Source organism: Nocardioides marmoribigeumensis, assembly GCF_031458325.1.
Classification (GTDB): domain Bacteria; phylum Actinomycetota; class Actinomycetes; order Propionibacteriales; family Nocardioidaceae; genus Marmoricola_A; species Marmoricola_A marmoribigeumensis.
The window spans coordinates 2,285,658-2,309,782 of sequence record NZ_JAVDYG010000001.1; the positions used below are offsets into that span (position 1 = coordinate 2,285,658).

At 73.6% G+C, this 24,125-nt stretch carries 27 protein-coding genes; 11 read left to right on the forward strand and 16 right to left on the reverse strand.

What is annotated here, in order from left to right:
• Positions 1 to 57 precede the first annotated feature (57 nt).
• The 4 genes from J2S63_RS10915 to J2S63_RS10930 all read left to right on the forward strand — a co-directional run bounded on the left by J2S63_RS10915 (position 58) and on the right by J2S63_RS10930 (position 5,829).
• Positions 58 to 3,018 (forward strand): helix-turn-helix transcriptional regulator, encoded by a 2,961-nt coding sequence (locus tag J2S63_RS10915; RefSeq protein ID WP_310301925.1) that lies wholly within the window; start codon positions 58 to 60, stop codon positions 3,016 to 3,018.
• Positions 3,019 to 3,047: 29 nt separating this feature from the next.
• Entirely contained in the window at positions 3,048 to 3,770 is a 723-nt protein-coding gene (locus J2S63_RS10920; RefSeq protein WP_310301926.1) for a ZIP family metal transporter, read from the forward strand.
• A 44-nt stretch (positions 3,771 to 3,814) separates the two neighbouring features.
• Positions 3,815 to 5,215 (forward strand): cytochrome P450, encoded by a 1,401-nt coding sequence (locus J2S63_RS10925; protein ID WP_310301927.1) that lies wholly within the window; start codon positions 3,815 to 3,817, stop codon positions 5,213 to 5,215.
• Between the two features lie 122 nt (positions 5,216 to 5,337).
• The gene (locus tag J2S63_RS10930; RefSeq protein ID WP_310301928.1) at positions 5,338 to 5,829 is read left to right on the forward strand and encodes a DUF2231 domain-containing protein; all 492 of its coding nucleotides are present in this window, start codon (positions 5,338 to 5,340) and stop codon (positions 5,827 to 5,829) included.
• Between the two features lie 11 nt (positions 5,830 to 5,840).
• Here J2S63_RS10930 and J2S63_RS10935 read toward each other — a convergent pair whose 3' ends face one another.
• The 3 genes from J2S63_RS10935 to J2S63_RS10945 form a co-directional block, all read right to left on the reverse strand.
• Positions 5,841 to 6,260 (reverse strand): PPOX class F420-dependent oxidoreductase, encoded by a 420-nt coding sequence (locus tag J2S63_RS10935; protein ID WP_310301929.1) that lies wholly within the window; start codon positions 6,258 to 6,260, stop codon positions 5,841 to 5,843.
• Between the two features lie 132 nt (positions 6,261 to 6,392).
• Positions 6,393 to 6,752 (reverse strand): cupin domain-containing protein, encoded by a 360-nt coding sequence (locus J2S63_RS10940; RefSeq protein ID WP_310301930.1) that lies wholly within the window; start codon positions 6,750 to 6,752, stop codon positions 6,393 to 6,395.
• 42 nt (positions 6,753 to 6,794) lie between these two features.
• Positions 6,795 to 7,472: a hypothetical protein gene (locus J2S63_RS10945; protein ID WP_310301931.1), complete on the reverse strand. Its 678-nt coding sequence runs from the start codon at positions 7,470 to 7,472 to the stop codon at positions 6,795 to 6,797.
• Between the two features lie 169 nt (positions 7,473 to 7,641).
• Here J2S63_RS10945 and J2S63_RS10950 point away from each other — a divergent pair, with 169 nt between their 5' ends.
• The 3 genes from J2S63_RS10950 to J2S63_RS10960 are packed head-to-tail and all read left to right on the forward strand — an operon-like array spanning position 7,642 to position 10,555.
• Positions 7,642 to 8,739 carry a sensor histidine kinase gene (locus tag J2S63_RS10950; protein WP_310301932.1) on the forward strand — a complete coding sequence of 366 codons (1,098 nt, stop codon included), beginning with the start codon at positions 7,642 to 7,644 and terminating at the stop codon, positions 8,737 to 8,739.
• Positions 8,736 to 9,377: a response regulator gene (locus J2S63_RS10955; RefSeq protein ID WP_310301933.1), complete on the forward strand. Its 642-nt coding sequence runs from the start codon at positions 8,736 to 8,738 to the stop codon at positions 9,375 to 9,377. Before J2S63_RS10950 ends, J2S63_RS10955 begins: the two co-directional genes overlap by 4 nt.
• A 44-nt stretch (positions 9,378 to 9,421) precedes the next feature.
• Positions 9,422 to 10,555 (forward strand): serine hydrolase domain-containing protein, encoded by a 1,134-nt coding sequence (locus J2S63_RS10960; protein WP_310301934.1) that lies wholly within the window; start codon positions 9,422 to 9,424, stop codon positions 10,553 to 10,555.
• A gap of 10 nt (positions 10,556 to 10,565) precedes the next feature.
• On the opposite strand, the gene J2S63_RS10965 is transcribed toward J2S63_RS10960, so the two are convergent.
• The 6 genes from J2S63_RS10965 to J2S63_RS10990 are packed head-to-tail and all read right to left on the reverse strand — an operon-like array spanning position 10,566 to position 15,511.
• Complete coding sequence (locus J2S63_RS10965) at positions 10,566 to 11,387, reverse strand: NYN domain-containing protein (RefSeq protein ID WP_310301935.1); 822 nt, start codon at positions 11,385 to 11,387, stop codon at positions 10,566 to 10,568.
• A 28-nt stretch (positions 11,388 to 11,415) separates the two neighbouring features.
• The gene (locus J2S63_RS10970; RefSeq protein WP_310301936.1) at positions 11,416 to 12,528 is read right to left on the reverse strand and encodes a phosphotransferase; all 1,113 of its coding nucleotides are present in this window, start codon (positions 12,526 to 12,528) and stop codon (positions 11,416 to 11,418) included.
• Positions 12,497 to 13,183: a gamma-glutamyl-gamma-aminobutyrate hydrolase family protein gene (locus tag J2S63_RS10975; RefSeq protein WP_310301937.1), complete on the reverse strand. Its 687-nt coding sequence runs from the start codon at positions 13,181 to 13,183 to the stop codon at positions 12,497 to 12,499. Before J2S63_RS10975 ends, J2S63_RS10970 begins: the two co-directional genes overlap by 32 nt.
• Positions 13,180 to 13,575 carry an MAPEG family protein gene (locus J2S63_RS10980; protein WP_310301938.1) on the reverse strand — a complete coding sequence of 132 codons (396 nt, stop codon included), beginning with the start codon at positions 13,573 to 13,575 and terminating at the stop codon, positions 13,180 to 13,182. The genes J2S63_RS10975 and J2S63_RS10980 overlap by 4 nt, the downstream gene beginning before the upstream one ends.
• Positions 13,572 to 14,567: an ATP-grasp domain-containing protein gene (locus J2S63_RS10985; RefSeq protein WP_310301939.1), complete on the reverse strand. Its 996-nt coding sequence runs from the start codon at positions 14,565 to 14,567 to the stop codon at positions 13,572 to 13,574. The genes J2S63_RS10980 and J2S63_RS10985 overlap by 4 nt, the downstream gene beginning before the upstream one ends.
• Positions 14,564 to 15,511, reverse strand: a complete 948-nt coding sequence (locus J2S63_RS10990; RefSeq protein WP_310301940.1) for a glutamate-cysteine ligase family protein — start codon at positions 15,509 to 15,511, stop codon at positions 14,564 to 14,566. Before J2S63_RS10990 ends, J2S63_RS10985 begins: the two co-directional genes overlap by 4 nt.
• A gap of 86 nt (positions 15,512 to 15,597) precedes the next feature.
• Here J2S63_RS10990 and J2S63_RS10995 point away from each other — a divergent pair, with 86 nt between their 5' ends.
• Entirely contained in the window at positions 15,598 to 16,074 is a 477-nt protein-coding gene (locus tag J2S63_RS10995; RefSeq protein WP_310301941.1) for a MarR family winged helix-turn-helix transcriptional regulator, read from the forward strand.
• Positions 16,071 to 17,048: a YihY/virulence factor BrkB family protein gene (locus tag J2S63_RS11000; RefSeq protein WP_310301942.1), complete on the forward strand. Its 978-nt coding sequence runs from the start codon at positions 16,071 to 16,073 to the stop codon at positions 17,046 to 17,048. Before J2S63_RS10995 ends, J2S63_RS11000 begins: the two co-directional genes overlap by 4 nt.
• A gap of 53 nt (positions 17,049 to 17,101) precedes the next feature.
• On the opposite strand, the gene J2S63_RS11005 is transcribed toward J2S63_RS11000, so the two are convergent.
• The 5 genes from J2S63_RS11005 to J2S63_RS11025 form a co-directional block, all read right to left on the reverse strand.
• Entirely contained in the window at positions 17,102 to 17,539 is a 438-nt protein-coding gene (locus J2S63_RS11005; RefSeq protein WP_310301943.1) for a VOC family protein, read from the reverse strand.
• Positions 17,540 to 17,571: 32 nt separating this feature from the next.
• The gene (locus J2S63_RS11010) at positions 17,572 to 17,745 is read right to left on the reverse strand and encodes a hypothetical protein (protein ID WP_310301944.1); all 174 of its coding nucleotides are present in this window, start codon (positions 17,743 to 17,745) and stop codon (positions 17,572 to 17,574) included.
• A gap of 5 nt (positions 17,746 to 17,750) precedes the next feature.
• Positions 17,751 to 18,410: a response regulator gene (locus J2S63_RS11015; protein ID WP_310301945.1), complete on the reverse strand. Its 660-nt coding sequence runs from the start codon at positions 18,408 to 18,410 to the stop codon at positions 17,751 to 17,753.
• 156 nt (positions 18,411 to 18,566) lie between these two features.
• Positions 18,567 to 19,709, reverse strand: a complete 1,143-nt coding sequence (locus tag J2S63_RS11020) for a sulfotransferase family protein (RefSeq protein ID WP_310301946.1) — start codon at positions 19,707 to 19,709, stop codon at positions 18,567 to 18,569.
• Positions 19,706 to 20,488 carry an SDR family oxidoreductase gene (locus J2S63_RS11025; protein ID WP_310301947.1) on the reverse strand — a complete coding sequence of 261 codons (783 nt, stop codon included), beginning with the start codon at positions 20,486 to 20,488 and terminating at the stop codon, positions 19,706 to 19,708. The genes J2S63_RS11020 and J2S63_RS11025 overlap by 4 nt, the downstream gene beginning before the upstream one ends.
• A 209-nt stretch (positions 20,489 to 20,697) precedes the next feature.
• On the opposite strand from J2S63_RS11025, the gene J2S63_RS11030 reads away from it, so the two are divergent.
• A complete protein-coding gene (locus J2S63_RS11030; RefSeq protein WP_310301948.1) occupies positions 20,698 to 21,018 on the forward strand; it encodes a putative quinol monooxygenase in 321 nt (106 codons plus the stop codon).
• A 30-nt stretch (positions 21,019 to 21,048) separates the two neighbouring features.
• Complete coding sequence (locus J2S63_RS11035; RefSeq protein WP_310301949.1) at positions 21,049 to 22,008, forward strand: glycoside hydrolase family 25 domain-containing protein; 960 nt, start codon at positions 21,049 to 21,051, stop codon at positions 22,006 to 22,008.
• Between the two features lie 20 nt (positions 22,009 to 22,028).
• Here J2S63_RS11035 and J2S63_RS11040 read toward each other — a convergent pair whose 3' ends face one another.
• On the reverse strand, positions 22,029 to 23,210 hold the full coding sequence (locus J2S63_RS11040; RefSeq protein ID WP_310301950.1) for a hypothetical protein: 1,182 nt from the start codon (positions 23,208 to 23,210) through the stop codon (positions 22,029 to 22,031).
• Complete coding sequence (locus tag J2S63_RS11045; RefSeq protein WP_310301951.1) at positions 23,207 to 24,085, reverse strand: TIGR03619 family F420-dependent LLM class oxidoreductase; 879 nt, start codon at positions 24,083 to 24,085, stop codon at positions 23,207 to 23,209. The genes J2S63_RS11040 and J2S63_RS11045 overlap by 4 nt, the downstream gene beginning before the upstream one ends.
• Positions 24,086 to 24,125: the final 40 nt, after the last annotated feature.

Consider the following 24,125-nt stretch of genomic DNA (forward strand, 5'->3'; position numbering starts at 1 on the left):
CGCCTTGCCGGGGGCTGACGGCAAGATGAGCGTGTGAGCCCCCGAACCCCCGCGTCCGTGACGTCGCCGCCGGTCCCCGGCGCGGTGTCGCGGACGTCGCCGTTCGTGGGCCGGTCGTCCGCGGTGGCGGCGATCCTCGACCACCTGCGGGTCCGGGCCCCGGAGAGCGGGCCGCCCCGGGTCGACCTGGTCGGCGGCGACGCGGGCATGGGCAAGACGCGCCTGCTCACCGAGGTGGGCGGGGCCGCCGAGGAGGCCGGCTGGCGGGTGCTCGCGGGCCACTGCCTGGACTTCTCGGCCAGCGCGCTGCCCTACCTGCCGTTCTCGGAGATGGTGGGCCGGCTGGCTGACCGCGAGCCCGACCTGTTCGAGGAGCTCACCCGCACCCACCCCGCCCTGACCGCGCTCGCGCCGGGGCGCCGCATCCGCACCCCGGGCTTCCAGCGCACCGAGGACCTCGACCGCGGGGAGATCTTCGACGGGGTCCACGCCGGGTTCGAGACCCTGGCGGCCCTCCAGCCGCTGCTGCTGGTGGTCGAGGACCTGCACTGGGCCGACCAGTCCACGCGCGACCTGCTCAGCTTCCTCTTCGTCCGCGCCTTCGGCAGCCCGGTCGCGGTCGTCGGGTCCTACCGCTCCGACGACCTGGGCCGCCGCCACCCGCTGCGGCCGCTGCTGGCCGAGTGGGTGCGCCTGCCCGGCGTCGAGCGCGTGGACCTCAGCCCCCTCGGGGCTCCCGACGTACGACGGCTGGTGCGGGCGCTGCACGGGGGTCCGGTCCGCGAGCGGGACGTCAACCGGGTGGTGACCCTGGCCGACGGCAACCCGTTCTACGTCGAGGAGCTGGTCGGCGCCCACGACAGCGGCGGCACCAGCACGATCCCCGAGGACCTCCTCGACCTGCTGCTGGTGCGCCTGGACCGGCTCGACGACGACGCGCGGACGGTCGTGCGCGCGGCGTCGTGCTCGGGCTGGCGGGTCAACCACCGGCTGCTCACCGCGGTGACCGGGCTGGGCGACGCCGCCCTCGACCGGGCGGTCCGGGGGGCGCTCGACGCGCACGTGCTGGTCCGGGACGGCGACTACTACCGCTTCCGCCACGCCCTGCTGGCCGAGGCGGTCCACGACGACCTGCTGCCGGGTGAGCACCAGCGGCTGCACGCGGCCTACGTCAAGGCCCTCGAGGAGGGGGTCGTGCCGAGCACGGCCGCAGAGCTCGCGCGTCACGCGCAGTCCGCCCACGACATCCCCACCGCGATCCGGGCCGGCATCGAGGCGGGCGAGGAGGCGATGGCCGTCGGCGGTCCCGACGACGCCGCCCGCCACTTCGAGGCCGTGCTCGACATCGTGTCGCGGCACGACCAGCCGCTGCCCGACGACGTCGACTACGCCGTGCTCGTCGCCCGCACGGCCGACGCGATCACCGCCTCGGGGCAGCCCGCGCGGGCGGTCCGGCTGGTCGAGGAGCACCTCGACCGGGCACCCGCCGACCTGCCCGACGTGGAGCGGGCCCGGCTGCTCATGGCCTGGGCCAACTGTGCGCTGTCCAACGAGGTCTTCGACGAGTCGTCCACGGCGACCGCCCAGGCGCTCGACCTGGTGGGCGAGGAGCCGAGCCGGCTGCGGGCGCGTGCGCTGAGCCTGCACGCCCGGTGGCTCAGCGCGACCGACCACGACGACGAGGCCGTGGAGCTCGCCGGCGAGGCGATGGCGATGGCCCAGCGGTTCGACCTGGCCAGCGTCGTGGCCGAGGCGACGACCACCCTGGCGCGCATCGACGAGCGCTCCGGCGACCTGGACTCCGCGCTGGCCGCGCTCGAGGAGGTGGCCGAGTCCGCGGCGGCCGACCACGACACGGTCGGGGAGATGCGCGGGCGCTACCACCTCGCCTACGTCCGCCTCGAGACCGGTGACCTCGCGGGAGCGGCCGAGCAGTTCCGCCTCACCGCCGAGGCCGCCGAGCGCGCCGGACGCCCCTGGGCGCCGTACGGCTTCGACGCGCGGTTCCACTGGGCGCTGACCCGCTACGTCCGCGGTGACTGGGACGGCGCGCTCGAGGTCGCGGACGTGACGGGCCAGACCCCGCCGCTGCACGCCGAGTCCCTGCTGGCGTGCGTCGCGATGCTGGTGCGGGCGGGCCGTGGCGACCTCGACGCGCTGTCCTACGCCGAGCCGGTCAAGGCGGCCTGGAGCGGCGAGGGCATGACCGCGGTGCTGGCGGGGTCGGCGACCATCGACCTGCACGGCCTGCGGCGCGACCTGCCCGCGGTCTGGAGGACGTACGACGACGTGGTCGGCGTCCTGAGCGAGATCTGGAACCCGCACTTCCAGGCCTCGGTGATGCTCGCCGCGCTCGTGGCCGGCCAGGTGGCGACCGAGGTGGCGCGGGCCAGCACCGCCGAGCGGGCGGGCCTGCTGGAGCGCGTCGACGACCTGCAGTCCGAGGTCGACGAGGTGCTGCGGCGCACGGTCTCGCGGCCGCTGGGGTGGGGTCCGGAGGGGCAGGCGTGGACGGCTCGCTTCCGGGCCGAGGCGCTGCGGGGACGCTGGCTGGCCGGGGTCCGGGTGCCGGCCGAGGACGAGCTGGTCGCGGCCTGGACCGAGACGGTCGCGGCGTTCGAGGCCTTCGGGCACCCCTACGAGGTGGCGCGCTCGCAGGCCCGGCTGGCGGCCGTGCTCACCGCGACCGGCAGGCCGGGTGCGCGCGAGGCCGCCGAGGCGGCGCGCGAGACCGCCACCCGGCTCGGCGCGACGCCGCTGGTGGACGAGCTCGGCGTCACGGCCAGGCCGGCGAAGCCGGCGCGCCACCGCGGACCGGCCTCCACCGAGCTGACCGTGCGCGAGCGCGAGATCCTCGGCCTCGTGGCCCAGGGCCGCACCAACGGCGAGATCGGCAAGCAGCTGTTCATCAGCACCAAGACCGTGTCGGTGCACGTCTCCAACATCCTGGCCAAGCTCGGCGCGGGCAGCCGCACCGAGGCGGCGGCCGTCGGGCGGGACCGCGGGCTGCTGGGATAACCGCCGGGACAACGGGGTATCGGTCGCTCGTGCTCGAAGCAGGCTTCTGGGGACTCGTCGGCGGCGCGGCGCTCATCGTGGGTGCGCTGGCCGGGCTGCTGGTCCGTGTCCCGTTCAAGGTGATCGGCCTCGTGATGGCCTTCGGCGTCGGCGTGCTGTTCAGCGCGGTGGCGTTCGAGCTGACCGCGGAGGCCTACGACCGGGCGGGCGCGGACGCGGTGGTCATCGGCCTCTTCGCGGGGGCGGTGGTGTTCTTCCTCGGCGACGCCGTCATCGACCGGTACGGCGGCCACCGCCGCAAGGACCCGGCCGGCCCGCAGGAGGACGCCTCGGGTGCGGCGCTGCTGCTCGGTGCCCTGCTGGACGGGATCCCCGAGTCGGCCGCGATCGGGATGAGCCTCATCGGCGGGGGCGGGATCGGCATCCCCTTCGTGGCCGCGGTGTTCCTCTCCAACGTGCCCGAGGGCGTCTCGGCGACGGTGGGCATGAAGAAGAAGCACTCGACGGCGTACATCCTCGGCATGTGGGTCGCGGTGGCCGTCGCCTCCGGGCTGGCGGCGATGGCGGGCTACGCGATCCTCGGCGGGGCGGGCGACACTGCCCACGCGGTGGTGCAGTCGTTCGCCGCGGGCGCGATCCTCACGATGCTGACCGACACGATGGTCCCCGAGGCGACCAAGCACGCCGACAAGACCGCCGGGCTGGTGACGGCGCTGGGCTTCACCTGCGCCTTCCTGCTCTCGATGGCGTGACGCGGGCCCTACCCCCGCCGTTCGGATACCCGTAGTATCCGAACATGACGGCGACGCACACCGACCCCGCCACCCGGCACGACACGAGCACCGACCACCGGCTCACGCGCATGTCCCTGGCCGGCTCGCACGGCCCCGACGTGGACTACACCGAGCTGCCCCCGGGCTACCGCTGGCCCGCGCTCGCACAGACCTTCGCCCTCATGCGGCTGCGGCACACCTTCGTCCCGCACCTGCGCGGCCGCTTCGGCGACCGCTTCACGATGCGGCTGGTCCCCCACGGGCGTCCGCTGGTGCTGTTCGACGACGTGGCCGCCACCAAGGACCTCTTCGCCGGCGACCCGCGGGTCTTCCACGCGGGCAAGGGCAACGCGATCCTCGGACCGATCATGGGCGAGCACTCGCTGCTGCTCGTCGACGGCGCCCAGCACAAGCGCGCCCGCAAGCTGCTGATGCCGGCCTTCCGCCCGGCGGTGATGACGGACTACCGGGCGATGGTCACCGACATCGCCCGCGCGGAGGTCGCCGGCTGGGAGCCCGGGCAGGAGTTCCGCAGCCTCGAGCGGATGAACGCGCTCACCCTCGAGGTGATCCTGCGGGTGGTCTTCGGCGTGACCGACGAGTCGCGCCTCGAGCGTCTCCGCCCGCTGGTCCTCGCCACCGTCGACGTCAAGCCCGTCGTCCTGCTCGGCTGGGCCTACCCCTTCCTCATGCGGTTCGGCCCGTGGAAGGCGATCGTCGAGGTCCAGCGTCAGCTCGACGAGCTGATCTACGCCGAGATCCGTGAGCGCCGGCAGGCCACCGACCTGGCCGAGCGCACCGACGTGCTCACCCAGCTGCTCCACGTCGGGGAGGCGGAGGGGGAGGAGCCGCTCTCCGACGCCGAGCTGCGCGACCAGCTGGTCACCCTCCTGCTCGCCGGCCACGAGACCACGGCGGCGGGGCTGTCCTGGGCCCTCTACGAGCTGGGCCGCCACCCCGAGCTGCTCCGCAAGGCCCAGGCCGCGGCCGACACGGGCGACGAGGACTACCTCGAGGCCGTGATGAAGGAGGCGCTGCGCCTGCACCCGATCATCCCGATGGTGGTGCGCCAGCTGCAGGACGACGTCGAGATCGACGGCACGCGGCTGCCCAAGGGGGCGTCGGCCGGGCCGTCGATCATCCTCAGCCACCAGGACCCCGAGCACTTCCCCGAGCCGGATCGCTTCCGGCCCGAGCGCTTCCTGGAGGACAAGGTCCAGCCCAACACCTGGATCCCGTTCGGCGGCGGCGTGCGTCGCTGCATCGGCGCCGGCTTCTCCCTGATGGAGGGCGTCGCGGTGCTGCAGGAGGTCCTCGCGGCGTACGACGTCGAGGTCGTGCCCGGGCATGACGACCACCCCAAGGTCCGCAACATCACCAGCGTGCCGGCGCTGGGCGCGCGGATCGTGGTCACCGCGCGCTGACCGGGCCCCAACCTCAAGACTGGCTCAACCAAGCCTCAAGTCCGCCTCGTCCGAGGCTGGTTGACAGGTCCCTCACAGGTGGGCTGGGCACGATGGTCCCGACTCGTCCCTGGAGGTGACTGATGCCCGCGACCATCCTTGGTCTGCCGCTCCACCCGCTCGTCGTGCACGCGACCGTGGTCCTCGTGCCCCTGACGGCGCTGCTGGTGATCCTGACCGCGGTGTCCCCGCGCGTCCGCGTGTGGGCCGGCCCCCTGCCCCTCGTCGGGGCGGTGATCTCCACGATCCTCGCGCCGATCTCGACCTCCACCGGCGAGAACCTCGAGCACTCCCTCGGCGAGAGCAAGCTCATCGAGGAGCACGCCGAGCTCGGCGACATGCTCGTGTGGTTCTGCCTCGGCATGCTCGTCGTCGCGGGCGCGACGTGGTTCCTCCACCGGCGCGGCAACGTCACCAAGGGCCTGGGCACCGCGCTCGCGGCCCTCGGGGTCGTCGCCGGCGCGGCCACCATGGTCCAGGTCGTCCTCATCGGCCACTCCGGCGCCAAGGCCGTCTGGGCCGGGGAGGCCGGCTCCTCCTCGGGGTCCTCGAGCAGCGCCGACGGCGGCGACTGACCCGGGCGGTCTCAGCGCAGCAGGCCGTAGGCGTGGGTCGGCGTGACACGCACGACGACCCGCCCCTCGCGCACCATCGCGGCGCGGTAGTCGTCCCAGTCCTCGTGCTCGCCCGCGAGCGCACGGTAGAGCTCGACCAGCTCCTCGGTCGCCTCGTCGTGCGGGTCGCTCGCGACGTCGGACAGGGTGACGTCGCCCTCCACCACCGCGTAGGACCAGAAGTCGCCGGCGTTGACGTGGACCGCGGCCCAGGGCGTGCGCCGGAGGTTGGCGTGCTTCGCCCGGTCCGCCGTCGTCGAGACCCGGATGACGCCGTCGTCGTCGACGGCCGCCAGGACGTTGGACAGCTGGGGCCGGCCGTCGCGCCTGAGCGTGACCAGGACGGCCTGGTTCTGGTGCCGGACGGTGTCGACGGCCTGGGAGATCTCCATGCCGGAGGTGTGCCCAGGCCGGTGCGGCCCATGCCGGCCGCGTGTGGGCCGGTGCCGGCCCGACGCCGCGCACGCGCCCACCACGCCGCGGGCGGAGGTCGACGCGCTGGCCGCGATGGTGGCCTCGATGCGCTACACGTCCTGATTGGCCCGCGCGGCGGTCCGGTCGGTCGCGACGGTCAGCAGGACCACCGCGTCCTCGTCGGCGGCGAGGTCGTGCCGCACGGCGGGGATCGCGCCGAGGTCGCCGGCACCCAGGGTCCACGACTCCTCACCGGCCCGCAGGGTCACGCGGCCCTGCAGCACCTGGAGCGTGGCCTCCCCGGGGGCCTGGTGCTCGCCGAGCACCGTGCCGGCCCGCATCGCGACCAGCGTCTGGCGCAGGTCGTGCTGCTGGCCGCCGTACACCGTGGCCGCGGAGCGGCCCGTGCTCGAGGCGCGGGCGTTCTGCAGGTGCTGGTCGCTGAGCGCGGTGAGCGAGGTGGTCTCCATGTGACAAGGGTGCCCGACGAGCGCGGATGCATGCCGCGTGGCTCAGTCGTGCCGCAGCCAGTGCCAGGCCAGCGCCCCGACCCAGATCTCGTAGGCCAGCGTGCTCAGCGCGAGCACCGGGAACGCCGCTCCGAGCACGAGCGTGGCGCTGCCGACGAGGAACAGCGGCAGGAGGGCGACGCCGACTCGCTGCAGGCGCGGCGCGGTCCCGGCCCGGCGCAGGCCGAGCACCAGGGCCCCGACGAAGAAGATCCGCGGCACGGCGGAGAACGCCAGCGAGTACGGCGCCACCGAGTCCCACCCGGCGAGCATCCGGGGGTCCGCGCCCGTGCCGGCCGCCTCGATCGCGACGTCGTGCAGGATCGCGGCGTAGGGCCAGACGAACGAGACGACGACGCCGGCCCCGACGGCCACGGTGGAGAGCACCCCGGACGGGTCGACGCGCCTGAGACGCTCGTGCACCACGCCCAGGAAGCCGAGCAGCAGCATCCCGGCCAGCAGGAACACGTAGTTGCCGAGGCGGAACCACTGCTCGGCGTCGAGCACCCGCTGCCCCCACTCGGTCGGGTCCATGCCGAGCCGTCCGCCCCTCGGCAGGACGAGCGTGGCCATCGCGACCATGACGCCGACCTGGCCGACCGAGAAGGCGAGGCCGAAGCGGGCGCTGGTGCGCGACAGGGTGGTGCCGGTGGCGGCCGGGGTGCGGAGGATGGTGGTCATGGCGTGCTCCTCGGGTCGTGGCGCTCGGCGAGCGCCGGTGACCCGACGTTAGGAACGGCACCACCCCGGCCACATCGACCCGCGGTCTGCACCTGGCTCACCCCGGCACGCTCCACGAGTCAGCCCGTGGGCTGATGCGGCGGCCCGGACGCGGTCCTACGCTCGGCCCGTGGACCTCCCGGAGCGGCTGCGCAGCACGCGTCTCGACGCGCTGCTGGCCGTGGCGTTCACGGTGCTCGGGCTCGTCCAGCTCGCGGTCCTGCCCTTCGCGCCGGCCGCGGCCGGGACGCTGTACGTCGTGGGGTCGACCGCCCCGCTGGCGTGGCGCCGGACCTTCCCGGTCGAGGCGGCCCTCGTGTCCTCGGTCTTCTGGCTGGTGCCGCTCGAGGGCTACCCGGTCCTCGGGTTCGTCGTCGTGGTGCTGCAGTTCTACGCCCTGGGCAACCGGGGTGAGCCGGGCCGCGCGGTCACCGCGACGACGGTCCTCGCGGCGGTGCTCTCGGTGGTCGGCACCCTGCTCGGTCCGGAGCCGGCCGTCGCGGCGGTGGGTGGCGCGATCGTCGTGGTGGCCCCCGTCGTCGCGGGCCGGCTCGTGCGGCACCAGCAGCGACAGAACGCGGCGCTGGTGGCCCTCACCCGCGAGCTGGCCGACGAGCGCCGCCGCTCCGAGCAGGCCGCGGTCGAGGCCGAGCGCGTGCGCATCGCCCGCGAGCTGCACGACGTCGTCGGGCACGAGCTCACGCTCGTCGCGATCCAGGCGGAGGCGGCCGCCTCGGCCCTCCGGGTCGCGCCCGACCGGGCCGGCGCCTCTGTCGAGGCGATCCGCTCGACCGCGCACCGCACGCTGACCGAGATCCGTTCGGTGCTGGGGGTCCTGGCCCCCGAGGGCGACGGGGCCTCGCCGTCCGAGGAGTCGCTGACCGAGCTCGCCGACCGTGCCCGGGCCGCGGGGATCGCCAACGAGCTCCGGGTCACCGGTCGTCCCGCCCACGAGCAGAGCCCGGCCGCCCTCGCGGTCGCCCGCATCGTGCGCGAGTGCCTGACCAACGCGGGACGGCACGCCCCCGGCCGGCCCGTCGAGGTGCGGGTCGACTGGACCGACGGTCGCGTCGACGTCCGCGCGGTCAACCCGGTCGACGTACGCCGTCCGACGCTGCCGGGCCGGGGGCTCACCGGCATGCGCCACCGGGCCGAGCTGCTGGGCGGGACCTTCACCGCCGAGCGGGTCGACGGCTGCTTCGACGTGCGCGTGAGCATCCCGGCATGACGCGCGTGCTGGTGGTCGACGACCAGGACCTCGTGCGCCACGGGCTGCGGATGATCCTGGAGCTCGGTGGGGTCGAGGTGGTCGGCGAGGCCGCCGACGGTGCGGCCGCGGTCGCCGCGGCGGAGGACCTGCGGCCCGACGTCGTGCTGATGGACCTGCGCATGCCGGTGATGGACGGTGTCGAGGCGACCCGGCGCATCGCCGAGGCCGGGACCGCGACGGTGCTCGCCTTGACCACCTTCGACACCGACGAGCACGTCGCGGGGGCTCTCCGCGCGGGGGCGGCCGGCTTCCTGCTCAAGGACGTGACGGCCGACGGCCTGGTCGACGCCGTACGACGGGCCGCCGCCGGCGAGCGCGTGGTCGCCCCGCCCGTGCTCGACCGGCTGATGAGCCACTTCTCGACGAGCCCGCCGGTCGCGGAGCGCACCCCTCCGGGGTTCGAGGAGCTGAGCGAGCGGGAGCAGGAGATCCTCGCGATGATCGGCGCCGGCCGGTCCAACGCCGAGATCGCCGCGGAGCTGGTGATCAGCATGGCGACGGTCAAGACCCACGTGCGGCACGTGTTCGCCAAGCTCGACCTGCGCGACCGGGCGCAGGCGGTGATCGTCGCCCGCGACGCGGGACTGGTCCGCTAGCCGGCCGCCTGGCCGCGCACCGGTCCCCGTGCCAGCATGCGCACATGCACATCGGGGGAACGGTCGCAGCCGGGTTCGAGCAGGTCCGGGACGTGTTCGAGGAGAACTTCCGCTCGCGCGGCGAGGTCGGTGCCGCCTTCGCGGTGCACCGCGGGAGCGAGCTGGTGGTGGACCTCTGGGGAGGCGTCGCCGACGACGACGGCCGGCCCTACGACGACCGCACGCTCCAGATGGTCGCCTCGGCCACCAAGGGTGCGATGGCGATCTGCGTGCTGCGGCTGGTGGAGGCGGGCCGGCTCGACCCGGACGCGCCGCTGGCCGAGCACTGGCCCGAGCTCGCGGTCAACGGCAAGGACCGCGTCACGGTCACCGAGTCGCTCGGCCACCGCGCCGGCGTGCCGGTCCTCGACGAGCCGCTCACGCTCGACATGGTCAGCGCGTGGGACCCCGCGGCGCAGGCCCTGGCCGAGCAGGTCCCGGTGTGGGAGCCCGGCACCCGCCACGGCTACCACGCCCTCACCCACGCCTGGCTCGTCGGCGAGCTGGTGCGTCGCGTCGACGGGCGGATGCCCGGCGCGTTCTTCGCCGAGGAGGTCGGCGGACCGCTCGGGCTCGACCTCCACGTGGGCCTGCCCAGCAGCGAGCACGGTCGGGTCGCGCCGCTGCGCCCGGCTCCGTCGCCGGACGGGCCCGACGAGTTCACCGCCCGCATGCTCGACCCGACCTCGCTGGCCTTCCGGGCGTTCTTCGTGTCCTCCGGGCTGTTCTCCTGGGTCAACGACCCCCAGCTGTGGCGCGCCGAGCTCCCGTCGGCCAACGGCATGGGGACCGCCCGCGCGCTCTCCCGGATGTACGCCGCGTGCCTGGGCGAGGTGGACGGCCTCCGCCTGCTGTCCGAGGAGACCGTCACCCGGGGCGCCCGTGAGGTGTCCGGAGGCGTCGACGAGGTGACCGGCTACGAGACCCGCTACGGAATGGGCTTCCAGCTGCCGTTCCCGTTCCGGCCGATGGCGGGGGAGGGCTGCTTCGGCCACTACGGCCTGGGCGGCTCGACCGGCTTCGCCGACCCGCGCCGCGGCCTGTCCTTCGGCTACGCCGTCAACCAGATGGGTCCCGCCACCCCGGCCGACGCCCGGTCCGTCGCGCTGGTCGACGCGGTCGTGGCCTGCGCGGGCTGAGCGCGGGCTCCTATCCGGACTTCTTCGCCGCCTTCTCGGCGGGTGCCTTCTTGGCGGCCTTCTTGGTGGCCTTCTTCGCGGGTGCCTTCTGTGCCGGGGCGTCGTTGGGGCGTCGTCCCTTGAGGCGGACCCACAGCTGGCTGTGGCCGCTGGACGACGTGACCGACTTGGTCTCCACGAAGTGCTGGGCGCGGAGCAGGTCGCTGAGCCGTGACGCGCCATAGCTGCGGGCGTCGAAGGAGGGGTCGATGCGGCTCAGGTGCTGGCCGACGGTGCCGGCGGCGGCCCACCCCTCGTCGTCGGTGGGCACCTTGTTGAGCGCCCGGGTCAGCAGGCTGTGCAGCGACTTGGGCTCGTCGGACGGAGTGACCTCCTCGGTCGGCTCGGTCGAGGAGGAGGAGCCCAGGACCTCGATGAACACGAACTTCTCGCACGCCTCGACGAACGCCTTGGGCGTCTGGCGCTGCCCGACCCCGATCACCCGCTTGCCCGACTCCCGCAGCCGCGTCGCGAGCGGGGTGAAGTCGCTGTCGCTGGACACGATCGCGAAGCCCTCCACGTTGCGGCCGTAGAGCAGGTCCATCGCGTCGATGATGAGCGCCGAGTCGGTGGCGTTCTTGCCGACGGTGTAGGCGAACTGCTGCTGCGGCGAGATGGCGTTGCCCAGCAGCACCTCGCGCCACCCGCCGAGCCGTGGGTTGGTCCAGTCGCCGTAGGCGCGCTTCACCGTGATGGTGCCGTAGCCGGCGAGCTCCTCGAACAGCTCCTTGACCACCCGTGACGGGGTGTTGTCGGCGTCGATCAGCACGGCCAGGCGTTTGTCGTCGGTCATGGAGGCATTGTGCTCGAGGGCCCGCGTCTCAACCCGTCCGGTCGAGGAGGTCGAGGCTGTGGCGCGCCAGCGCGGCCCGGGCACGGGTCACCTCGAGCGACATCCCGGGGTCGGGGAGCGAGGACGCGCCGGCGAAGAGGAACAGCTGCAGCGCGTGCGCCCGGCGTACGACGGCCAGGTCCACCTGCGCGCCTTCCGCGGCGAGGCCGCGGGTGTACGCCGCGACGCAGCGCTCGTCGAGCTCGTCGAGCGGGAGGGCCGGCACCCGGCCGAGCTGGACGTCGCCGCCGACGAGCTGGCCCAGGTCGAAGCCGACGGGCTTGGGCATCCAGAACCCGAAGTCGACAAGCACCACGCCGCCCGGCTCGCGACCGGGCAGCAGGTTGCCGGGGCTGGCGTCGCCGTGGGAGACGAACCAGGGCAGGGCGTCGAGCTCCTCGGCGTACGACGCCGCGGCCGCGCACGCGATGCGGAGCCGGTCGCGGAGGTGGTCGCCGAAGGCCTCGGCCACGACGGGCGACTCCCACGTCGTGTCGTCGGCGACGGCGGGGAGCACCTGGGCCGCCAGGCGTCCGCGCACGTAGTCGGCCGTCCTCCAGGGGAAGTCGGCGACCTCGCCCCGCTCGTCGAGCGCCGCGCAGCCCGAGAGCCGTCCGAGCAGGTGGGCGACCCGCTCGAAGCGGTCCGGGTCCCAGGGCGGCTCCTCGTGCGCGACCGCCTCCAGCCAGACCACGACCTGGTCCTCGGGGAGCCAGAAGACCCCCAGCGACCTCGGCATGGAGAGGTCGTCGGGAAGGTGCCCGGCGAGGCCGGACTCGTAGACCGCCGCCTCGATGCGCCAGGGGTAGGACGCGGCGGCCGTCTCCCGGAGGTGGTCGGGCACGAGCTGGAAGAACGGCGAGTGGTGCCAGGCCTGCACGTGCTTGACGAACAGGCGGAAGGGCTTCTCGCCCCCCGGGGTCCGGGCGGTCCCCGACACCCAGGACCGGGCGACGGTCGTGATCGACGCGACGTCGTAGCGGACCGGCTCCACCGTGACGTCGACGAGCTCTGCGTGTGGTTGGCCGAGCAGCTCGGCGACCATGCGGGCGAGCTCGTCGTCCGCCACGTCAGCGACGCCCAGCAACGAGCGGTCGCCCATCGCGCCTCCTCCCGCGTGCTGCTGCCCCCGAGACCAGCCATCCGAAGATCGCAGGCCCGGTGCCGTCGCGGAAGGGCTGGCGGACGAGCTCGGGGTGCCACTGGACGCCCAGGACGGGCCAGGACGGGTCGGTCGGCTCGAGGGCCTCCACCGTGTCGTCGCCGGTCCACGCCGTCGCGTGCCAGCACGGACCGGGCTCGTCGACCGCCTGCTGGTGCAGGGCGGAGGTCCGCACCGGGGCACCGAGCAGCCGGCGCACGAGCGAGCCCGGAGCCGTCCGGACCCGGTGCCCCTCCTCGGGGAGGAGGTGGCCCGGCACGCCCCGCAGGGTCCCGCCGTGCGCGACCGCGAGGACCTGCAGGCCCCGGCACACCCCGAGCGTGGGCAGGTCGGCCCCGACGACCGCTCGTGCGACGTGGAGCTCCGCCCGGTCGCGGGCGGGGTCGGCACCGACGTCGGCGCCGCCGGTCAGCACGACCGCGTCCACGATCCCCAGCAGGGCGAGGGCGTCCTCCAGCGGGAGCAGGACGGGGAGCCCTCCCGCCGCACGCACGGCCTCGGCGTACGACGTCGGGGCGCCGCTCACCGGCAGCGTCCCGAACGGCCGGGGCACCTCGTGGTGGTAGCCGACGATCCCGACGACGGGCCGGGTCACAGGACCGCGAGGGCCGTGACGCCGAGGGCGATGCCGGAGGCGTAGGTGAACATCGCGCCCGCGTCGCGCAGGGGACCGTGGCTGGCCAGCGTCGTGGAGGTGAGCATGCCGATGGCGTGCAGGTAGCGCGAGGCGGTGGCGACGATCGCCAGCGCGTCGAGCCACCACCCGCCGGTCAGGCTCGAGCAGACGACGAGGAGGACCAGGAGCGTCGGGACGTACTCCGCGGCGTTGCCGTGCGCCCGCTGGGCGATGAGCAGGCGGTCCGACGGGTCGGTGGGCATCTGGGGGCCGGCCTCGCCCCGCATCGCGCGGTGTCGCGTGACGTTGGCGCCCAGCCCGAACAGGAGGATGCCCATGAGGGCGGAGCAGACGATGACGGTGGTGCTCATGCTGGGACTCTTTCTTCTCGGTGTGACAATAAGTCGGTCGCGGCGACGCCGAGCAGGCGGCGCATGACGTCATCACTGAGGTCGGTCCCGAGGAGGGCATCGGCCTTGGCCATGCCGCCGGGACAGGTGACGTTGACCTCGATCAGCAGCCCGCCAATCACGTCGACCCCGGCGAGGGCGATGCGGTGTCGCGACAGCAGCGGTGCCAGGGCGCTCACGATCGCGCGGTCGGCGGCGTCCACGTCGGCGCGGGCCACAGGGGCACCGATGCGGAAGTCGGTCGCACCGGGTCGGCGGGTGACGGCGTCGACGACCTCGCCGTCCAGGAGGAACAGCCGCTTGTTGCCCGCAGCCACGTCGGCGAGGTAGGGCTGCACGATGACCTGCTGCCGGCCGCCCGCGGTCGCGGACTCGGCCAGCGCCTGGCACGAGGCGTCGTCCCGCAGCAGCCAGACGCCGTGCCCGGCGAAGCCGTCGAACGGCTTGACCACCGCGGTGCCCACGACCGACACGAACCGGCGTACGACGGCCGGGTCGGCGGTGACCACTGTCTCGGGCGACAGCCCGGGCAGACGCAGCGCGATCGCCTTCTCGTGCAGGGACCTGACGCCCTCGGGGTGGTTGACCACCCGCGTGCCGGCCAGCTCGACCAGGTCGAGGAGGTACGTCGTGCGGAGGTAGCGGCCGTCGACCGGCGGGTCGATCCGCAGCATCACCAGCTCGGTCTCGGCGGCGACGTCGATCGTGCGAGCGGCGCCGAGGTGGTGCCAGGGCTCCGGGACGAGCCAGCGGTGGTCGCCGCCCCGCGTGCGAGGGGCGAGCCCGAGCCGGGCGGCACGAGCCGTCACGCGCCCGGAGTGCACCGAGAGGTCCTCGGGGGTGCAGACCCACACCTCACGGCCGAGGTCGAGGGCCCCCGCCGCGAGCCCGACGGTGGCGTCGACCTGTGGGTCGAGGCCGCCGATCGGATCGATGACCATGAGGACGCTCACGCCGCCACCTCCTCCGCGGCCGCCCCGAGCAGCTCGAGCCCGCGTGCGAGGCACAGCCGGCGGTCCGCGGCGGCGCGCCAGTGGTCGGCGAGACGGGGGCGTTCCCCGCGCAGGCCGTCGAGGGCCGAGCGACGCCGCTGGTCGTCGTACAGCAGGGCGGCGAGGCCGGCGACCAGGGGCTCGACCTGCTCGGCGGGCCGGGCGTCGGGGAAGCGCACCTCGAGGTAGCCGCGCCGCGGCCGCACCGGCGGGAAGAGCGTGGTGAGGTGCTCGGCCGCGCCGCCGTCGACGAAGACGTGCGCACCGGCCGCGAAGTCGGCGTACGCCCTCACCGGGTCGTCGCCGTGGAGGAGGCGGTCGTCGAAGGCGGTGCGGCCGGGGTCGACCTCGAGCCAGGTGGCCAGCCGTCCGCTCCGGCACACCGCGGCGGCGAGGAACGGGCCCGCGAGGAGGAGGAGCTCCCACTGCTCGAGCCCTGCTCGGCCGGGCCACCAGTCCAGGCAGACCTGCGTCGAGGCGGTCGATCGCATCATGCGCCGGCCGGCCGGGCCGATCGAGTCGAAGTGGCGCTCCATCGCGTCGTAGCGGGGGCTGTGCAGGTGGCGTCGCGAGGCCAGGTGCCACTCCGGCGCCGCGACCAGCGCGATGCCGTGCTCCGCGAGGTCGGCGGCGATGGCGCGGGTGGCGCCGAGCAGGTCGAGCCGCATGGCGGTCGGGCCCGGCGCCGGCCGCAGGGACAGCTCGACCTGGCCGCCGGGCTCGAAGGAGACCAGGTCGGCGTACGGCCTGCCGGCGACGACGGGCCGCACGCGGTCCGGGGCCACGGTGCCCCCGCGGAGGAGGTCGACCGCCAGGTGCTCCTGCTCGACGGCGACCCGCGTGGTCCGCGAGGACCTGGCGGCGAAGATCGCCCCGACCAGCGAGCGGATCTCGGTGCGGTCCATGATCCCTCCCTGATAATGTAAGGCTCCCTGTCGATTATTGGAAGGTAACCTTACGAATGTCAAGGGCGTCCGCACCACCGGGTTTCGTGCCGTTCATCGCCCTGGCCGACAAGGCGGCGCGGGCGCTGCGCAACGACATGCTCGACCACGCCCTGCGGGCCGGCTTCGACCTCCAGCCCTCGCACAACGCGGTCTTCGCGACGCTGCCGCCCGAGGGCGCCCGGTCCGCGGACATGGCCACCCGAGCGGGCGTCACCCGCCAGTCGATGGGCGAGTCGATCCGCGACATGGTGAGCCGCGGGATGCTGGAGATGGTGCCCGACCCGACCGACGGGCGCGCCAAGATCGTGCGCTACACGGACTTCGGCCGCGAGGTCGCCGAGGTGGGGTTCCAGCACCTCCTCGACCTGGACGAGCGCTTCCGCGAGGAGCTCGGCGACGAGGACTTCGAGACCGCGTGCCGGGTGCTCGCGCGGGTGCGCGAGATGCTCGAGGGCGGCACGGAGGAGTGGGTGCCGGCCTCCGTCGACCCGGCCGCGCATGCTGAGGTGGGCAGACGATGACCACCGCACGCACCGTTCCCGTGACGATCGAGCTCGACGGCGACGAGCTCGACGCCGCCGACGCGTGGCGCATGGCCCGCAAGGTCGGGCTCACGCGGCTGCTGGCCGACTCCTTCGTCCGCTTCCGCTTCGGTGACGGCTTCACCAGCAGTCGCGCGCTGGCCCTGCAGGCCGCGCTGGCCGTGGTCCCCTTCCTGCTCGCCCTGACCGGCCTGGCCGCCGACGTCGACCAGGAGCGCCCGGCGCGCGTCATCGCGGGCACCATCCAGTCGGTCTCGCCCGGTGCGGGCGAGCAGGACGCGCTGGCCGGCGCCGTCACCGGCGAGGAGTCCAGCCAGGACGCCGGGGAGCTGGCGCTCGCGTTCGGCGTCGGGTTCGCGCTGCTCTCGATGACCACCGCGATGGCCCAGGCGGAGCGGGGCCTCAACCGCATCTACGGCGTGCGTCGCGACCGTCCGGCGCTCGCGAAGTACGGTCGGGCGGCGTTGTGGACCGCGCTCCTGGCGGTCCCGCTGGGGCTGGGCTTCCTGCTGCTGGTGACCGGCGGCGCCTTCGCCGAGGCGATGGTGAGGTGGTACGGCTGGAGCGACGCGGCCGCGCTGTGGTGGCGCGTGCTGCGCTGGCCCGCCGGGCTGGTCCTCGTCGTGCTGAGCATCGCGTTCCTGCTCGACCACGCACCGCGCCGCCGGCAGCCGGCCCTGAGCTGGCTGGCCCTGGGGTCGGGGGTCGCGGTCGTCCTGAGCACGGCGGCCTCCGGCCTGCTCGCGCTCTACGTCCACTTCGGCGGGTCGTTCGGCGTGGTCTACGGCCCGCTGGCCGGGGTCTTCGCGCTGCTGCTGTGGGCGCTGATGTCGTCGATGGCGTTCTTCTACGGCGCCGCGGTCTGCGCGCAGCTCGAGGCCTGCCGCGCAGGCGTCCACGAGCCGGCGTACGACGACCCGGGTCGTCCGCACCGCACCGAGGTCGACGGCTGACCGTCACCGGCCGGCACGCCCGCTCACGACGGGCTCAGCGGGGGTGGCCGTCCTCAGCCCAGGCGCTGCGCCAGCGAGACCACGACACCGTCGGGTCCTCGGACGTAGGCCATGAGCCAGGAGTCCTCGTGCCGCCCGACCCCGCCGACGAGCCGGTGGCCGGCCCCGGCGAGCTCCTCGACCAGCGCCTGGAGGTCCTCGACCTCGAAGCAGACGTTCTGCAGCCCGATCCGCGTGGCCATGGCGTCGGGTGACCCGGCCTCGAGGTCGGGACGCTCGAACGTCGCGAGCTCGACGGCGGTGCCGCCACCGGGCGGCCGCAGCATCGCGATCTCGGTGCGGGCTCCCTCGAGGCCGCAGACGGTGTCGAGGAACTCGCCCTCGACGTGCATGCGGCCCTCGAGCTCCAGCCCCAGGCGGAGGAAGAACGCGATGGCCGCGTCGAGGTCGGAGACGGTGACCCCGACGTGGTCGAACCTGATGCCGGTCATGAGCACATCCTGCCCCGGGCGCCCGGGGCGGGTCAGCCCTCGCCGCCCTCGTCCGGGTCGTCGTACTCGTCGTGGCGCTCCCGCTCGATCTGGCGCTCCTGACGGGCGATCTCCCACGCGCGACGGGTCACGCGGTCGACGTCCTCGACGTCGTAGAGCTCCTCGCCGGCGCGCTGCAGCGCCCACTCCGGAGGGCGGTCGGTCACCGGTCTCAGCCCAGCAGCTTCGAGGCGAGCACGGCTGCCTGGGTGCGTCCCTGGAGCCCCAGCTTGTTGAGGATGTGCGTGACGTAGTTCTTCACCGTCTTCTCCGCCAGGAACAGTGCCTCGCCGATCTGCCGGTTGGTCATGCCCTCGGTGATGAGCTCGAGGATGCGTCGCTCCTGTGGGGTGAGGGACTGCAGCTCCGCCGGCCCGGACGAGCCACCCGACCGGATCCGGTCGAGCACACGCTGGGTGACCGAGGCGTCGAGGGCCGACTGGCCGGCAGCGACGCTGCGGACGACCTCGACCAGCTCCAGACCGATGATCTGCTTGAGGATGTAGCCCGAGGCCCCCGCCATGATCGCGGCGAAGATCGCCTCGTCGTCGTCGTACGACGTCAGGATGATCGCCTTGATCGACGGATCGACCGAGCGGACCGCACGGCACACCTCGACCCCGCTGCCGTCGGGCAGCCGTCCGTCGAGCAGGGCCACGTCCGGGCGCAGGGCGGGGATGCGCGCCTCGGCCTCGACGGCGCTGGCGGACTGTCCCACGACCTCGATGTCACTCTGCGCGGCGAACAGTCCGACCAGTCCTCGTCGCACCATCTCGTGGTCGTCGAGGAGGAAGACGCGGATGGGGCGGTCGAGCTGCTCGGGTCGTTCCATGGTGCACTCCCATCAGACACGACTCAGGGTGAGTCGTGCCGACCAGCGGGGCTCGGCCCCGCTGCCCTGCTGCTTCGTGCCCAGGTCGCCCGGATCGACACCGTACGCCCGACTCTACGCGGTCCAGTCCGCCTCTCGCAGGTCGCGCGGGGCCGCTCAGCCCTCGAACGCCGCGCGGACCTGGGCCTCGGTCAGGCCGTACTCCTCCAGGGAGTAGTCGTGCCGTGGTCGGCGCGGACCCTGTCGCGAGGCCTCGTAGTCGCGCGTGATCGCGGACTCCATCTCGTCGTCCCAGGGCAGGTCGAACGACTCGTGCACCCAGCGGGCCGTGCCGACCGGGTCGGCGACCAGGTCGTCGTACTGCACGTCGAGCACCTGCTTCTCCGGCAGGTGGCGGCGGGCCTCGCGCGCGGCGGCGACCTCGGCCGCCTGCTGGCGCAGGATGGTCTGCCCGATGACCTCGCTGGTGAACACCGTCGACCAGCCGCGGGTCGACGTGGCCGACAGCGAGCACGCCGACGGCACCGTGGTGAGCGGGTCGCGGTGGGTCTGCACGACGAGCGCGTCCGGGAACACCTCGAACAGCGCCGGCAGCGACGCCAGGTGCGAGGGGTTCTTCAGCACCCAGCGCTTGTCCGGGTCGGCGGACCCGATCAGCTGGAGGTTGCGACGGAAGCGCTCGTAGGCCGGCACCCGGTCCGCGGTCCGCAGCCACTCGGCGTACGCCGGCACGTGGGCGAGGTAGACCCAGGCCTCGGTGGTCATCGACTGGCGGATCAGCTGCCAGTCCTCCTCGACCATGTCGGCGGCGACGAAGTGGATGCCGGCGAGGTCGGGGTTGTCCTGGTGGTGCTGGTCGACGGCGGCCTTGAGCAGCGAGAAGACCGGGTCGTCGTCCCAGGTCTCGCGGGGCGGCCGCGGCTGCGGCAGCTGGGTCAGCCACATCTCCAGGCCCTGCGCGTCGGGGGCCGCGTGGAGCAGACGCTGGAGCAGCGTCGTCCCGCTGCGCTGGATGCCCACGACGAAGACCGGCCGCTCGACCGGTGTCTGCAGCACCTCGGGCGTCCGGTGGAACGCCGCCTCGGACAGCAGCCGGGCGGTCAGCGCGCCGCGCACCCAGCCACGCGTCTCGGCGTTGCCGAGGGGCGTGAGGCCGGCCGTCGACTCGTAGGCGGCCAGCAGCACGCGCAGCGGCTCGACGTACTCCTCGGGACCGAAGTCGGACAGTCCGCACGCCCGGGTGGCGGCGGCGTGCAGGTCCTCGAACGTGCCGACCGAGTCACGCTCGCGGGGGCTCACCGGTGGAACTCTCCGCAGCTGACGTCGAGGCAGACGCCCGTGACGGCGCTGGCCAGCGGCGAGGCGAGCAGCAGCGCCGCGTTGGCGACCTCGTCGGGCGTGGCCAGGCGACGCAGGTCGGTCGCGGCCGCCTTCTCGTCGTAGATGTCCTGGTGGGTGACGCCGGCCTCCTCGGCCAGCACGTCGAAGTACGCCTTGTTGATGTCCTCGTAGATCCAGCTGGGGGCCAGCGAGTTGACCCGGATGCCGCGCGGGCCGAGCTCGGTGGCCAGCGACTCCGACATGTGGAGCATCGCGCCCTTGGTCAGCTTGTAGGCCGCGAACTCCGGCTGCGACTGCCACAGCACCGCGGAGTTGATCATCACGATGCTGCCGTTGGTCGCGGAGAGACCGTCGGCGAACGCGCTGGCCAGGCGCAGCGGCGCGATCACGTTGGTCGCGATCGACTTCTGGATCTTGTGGGGCGCGACCTTGGTGAGCGGGTCCATCGGCGGCATGCGGAAGGCGTTGTTGAGCAGGACGTCGACCTGGCCGTAGGTCTCGAGGGTCCGGGCGGCGAGGACCTCGCCGGCGTCCTCGTGGTCGAAGTCGCAGGGCACGCACAGCACGCCCACCCGGTGGGCGCGCAGCTCCTTGGCGGCCGTCTCCAGCTTCTCCTCGGTGCGTGCGGAGATGACGAGCTGGGCGCCCTGCAGCGCGGCCTGCTCGGCCAGCGAGGCGCCGAGCCCGTAGCCGTAGCCCGCGACGACGACGACCTTGTCCTTGAGGAGTCCGTGCATCGGGTTCATCCTTCGAAAAGTGAAACGTGTTCTAGTCCCCATCGTGCCAGGAGAGTGCCCGAGGTGGCCATCCCACCGGATGGTGGACCGATCCGTCTCCGTTTCGACCCCGGCGGGTGCGGGACCGGGCCCGCCCGTCGCCCGACCACCGGCCTGGCAGGGTCGAGGTCAGCACCGTCCGACCGAGCCGACCGAGACCTGGAGGACCGATGATCTTCATCTGCGTGAAGTGGAGGATCAAGCCCGAGCACGCCGACGAGTGGCCCGAGCTCGCCCGCGAGTTCACCGAGGCGACCCGCGCGGAGGAGGGCAACCTCTTCTTCGAGTGGTCCCGCAGCGTGGAGGACCCGCAGCAGTACGTCCTCATCGAGGCCTTCCGGGACGACGCGGCCGAGGCGCACGTGACCTCCGACCACTTCAAGCGGGCCCAGGCCGAGCTCCCGCAGTACGTCCTCGAGACCCCCGAGATCCGCAACATGCAGATCCCGGGCGATCACTGGGACACGCTGGGCGAGTTCGAGGTCCACTAGCCCCGAGGGGCGAGGGGCGAGGGGGTTGGGATGCGACTGACGTGTGCGCTGCTGCTCGCCCTGCTCCTGACCGGGTGCCAGGGAGACGTCCTGGACCGGTCGGCGTTCGACGCCCCGTCCCCGTCGTCCCCGCCCGCCGCCGCGACGCCGTCCGCGCGTCCGTCACCGACCGCCGTACGCCCTGCGCCGCCGAGCGCCCGACCGACACGGGCTCGCCGTCCCCGGCGCCTGCCGACCCCCACGCTGCCCACGCCGCGCCTGCTGGGAGTCGTCGAGGGTGCCGACGCGAGCTGGCCGCAGTGCCCCAAGGGCCTCGGCATCCCGCAGAAGCGCACGCTCGGCGCGCCGATGCCCCTGCCCAGCGCGCGGTTCGTGGTCCTCGGCCTCACCAACGGCCCGTCCTTCACGCCCAACCCCTGCCTCGCCGACCAGGTCGCGTGGGTGCGGTCGCGTCGGCTGATGGTCGGGGCGTACGCCGTCCACTCGCGTCCCGACGAGGCGACCGTCGCGCGGCTGCGCGACCAGGGGCCGTACGACGCCGGCAGCCGGCTCGGCGCGCAGCGCAACGTCGGCTACCAGCAGGCGATGTACGCCGTCGCGCAGATGCGGCAGGCGGGCCTCCCGGCCCCGCTGGTGTGGATCGACGTCGAGCCGGTCCCCGACTTCGACTGGGGACCGGACCTCGAGGCCAACGCCGCGGTGATCGAGGGCGCGGTGCGCGGCTACCGTGCCGCCGGCCTCCGGGTCGGCTTCTACTCCACGCCCCTGCTGTGGAAGGGCGTCGTGGGTGACCGGACCTTCGGCGGGCAGCCCGAGTGGCGCGCCGCCGGCCAGACCTCCCGCGCCGAGGCGCTGCGCCGCTGCGCCCCCGACTGGTCCTTCGGCGGCGGCCCGGCCGTCATGGGCCAGTGGGTGGAGCTCGGCCGTGACCGCAACCTGACCTGTCCGACCGCGACCGGCCGACTGGTCGACTACTTCGGGCGGCCCTGACGCCCCGACCGGGCCGGCGGTCAGCCGATCATGCGCCCGGCGACCCCGCGCTGGCGCGCGGCGATCCGCTCCCGCCACTGCTCGGGCGTCACGCGGTTGTCCTCGAGGAACGGCAGGTGGTCGGCGAGCTCGTCCGCGGTCGTCACCACCATGATCGGCCCGTCGTCGGGCGTGAGGTCGCGCGCGAGGCGCTGCCAGCGGAACTGCAGGTAGCCGCGGTCGTGGCCCAGCCGCTCGACCCAGTTGTGCACGCCCGGGTCCTGCTCGGCGACGACGATCCGGACCATCCCGTCGGGGTCGACCTGCGCCTGGTGCCCGTTGAGCGAGGTCTGGTGGTCGGCGTAGTCCAGCGAGGTGTACCAGACCGTCCCGAGCTGGAAGCCGAGGTAGGGAGCGTCGCCGCGCGGCACGGTGATCACCAGCACCTGGTCGTCGGCGAGGTCGTAGTGGCCGACCGAGGACCACTGTGACGACAGCCCGCCGGGGGTGGGCCGCGGCTCGGTGAGGGTGTTGACCGGCTCGTTGAGGTAGAACCACTCCGGGAAGGCGAACCAGGTCCTGATCCGCGCGACCAGCATCTTGGCCGCGACCGCGAAGCGCTTGTCCGCCGCGGCCTGCCACGCCGCCCCGTCGAGCCGGGCGGGGGCGAGCCCGCGGGTGTCGGCCCGCTCGATCGTGACGTGCCCGCGCGTGGCGGCCCAGTCGTCGTACACCTCACGGATCGCGAGCATCCGCGCGGTCTCCGGCAGGACGACGTGGTGGTCGCAGGCGTACGACGACCCGGTCGGCCCGAAGGACACCTCGAAGGAGCCGTCGGGGGCGATGGTCAGGGACCGGTCGTCGAAGGCCGTCGAGCCGTCGGGGGTGGAGCTCGGGGTGTAGTCGCCGCCGAGCACCTGGAACGACAGGTCGACCGTGTCCCCGCGACGGCCGCGGACGACGTAGGTCACGTCGGGCAGCACGTTGGCGTGATAGTAGACGGTGTCCGGGTTGTCGAGGCCCATCTTGGTGTGCTGACTTGTCGAGTTGACAAGAAAGGGCTGCTCGGGGGCGTAGGCCCAGGCCATCTGCAGCGACGCGCGCATGGAGCCGGCGAGGTAGTCGAGGCCCTCGGCGAGGTCGGCGTCGGTCTTGACGAACGGCGCGTTGCGGACCAGGTCCTCGGCCTCGGCGATCGCAGCGGCGAACGGCTCGGTGCTCACGGGTTCACCTTCGCGATCACGCTCTCGGCGAACTTCTCGAGGTTCGCGACCTTCGTCTCCAGCGGCTCGGTGTCCGGCCCCTTGATGTAGGGCACGCGGAACCCGACGATCACGTCGGTCACCCCGCGGTCCTCCAGCCGCTTGCAGCCGTCGGGGGAGTAGGCGTCGAACGAGATCACGTGCTGCTCGAACGGCTGGTCCTCGACGCCCTCCTCCTTGCGGATCTCGGCGAGGCGGTCGAGCAGCCGCTCGAGCTCCTCGGGCTTGCCGCCGCCGTGCATCCAGCCGTCGCCGCGCGTGACCGCGCGGCGCAGGGCGGCGTCGGCGTGGCCGCCGACGAGGATCGGGATGGGCTGCGTCGGCGCAGGCGTCTGCGTCAGCCGCGGGATGTCGTAGAACTCGCCGTGGAACTCGAACTCGCCGCCGGCGGTGATGCCCCGCACGATGTCGATGCACTCGTCGAACCGCTTGCCGCGCCGCTCCCACGGGACGCCCATCGCGGCGTAGTCCTCCGGCCACGGGCTGAGGCCGACGCCGAGGCCGAGCCGGTTGCCGGTCAGGTAGGCGATCGAGGCCGCCTGCTTGGCGACCAGCACCGGCGGCCGGATCGGCAGCTTGAGCACGAACGGCGTGAACCGCAGCGTGGTGGTGACCGCGCCGAGCCACGCGCAGAGCGTGAGGGTCTCGATGAACTCCTTGCCCTCGAGGAACTCACGGTCGCCGTCCTCGGTGTAGGGGTACTCGGCATCCGACTCGGCGGGGTAGATCAGGCTGTCGGCCACCGTCATCGAGTCGTAGCCCGCGGCCTCCGCCGCCTGCGCGAGGGGCGCGTAGTGGCGGACGTCGGTCATCGCCTCGGCATAGGTGAACCTCATGGGCCAAGACTAGAACGTGTTTCAGTTCCTGCGCTAGGGC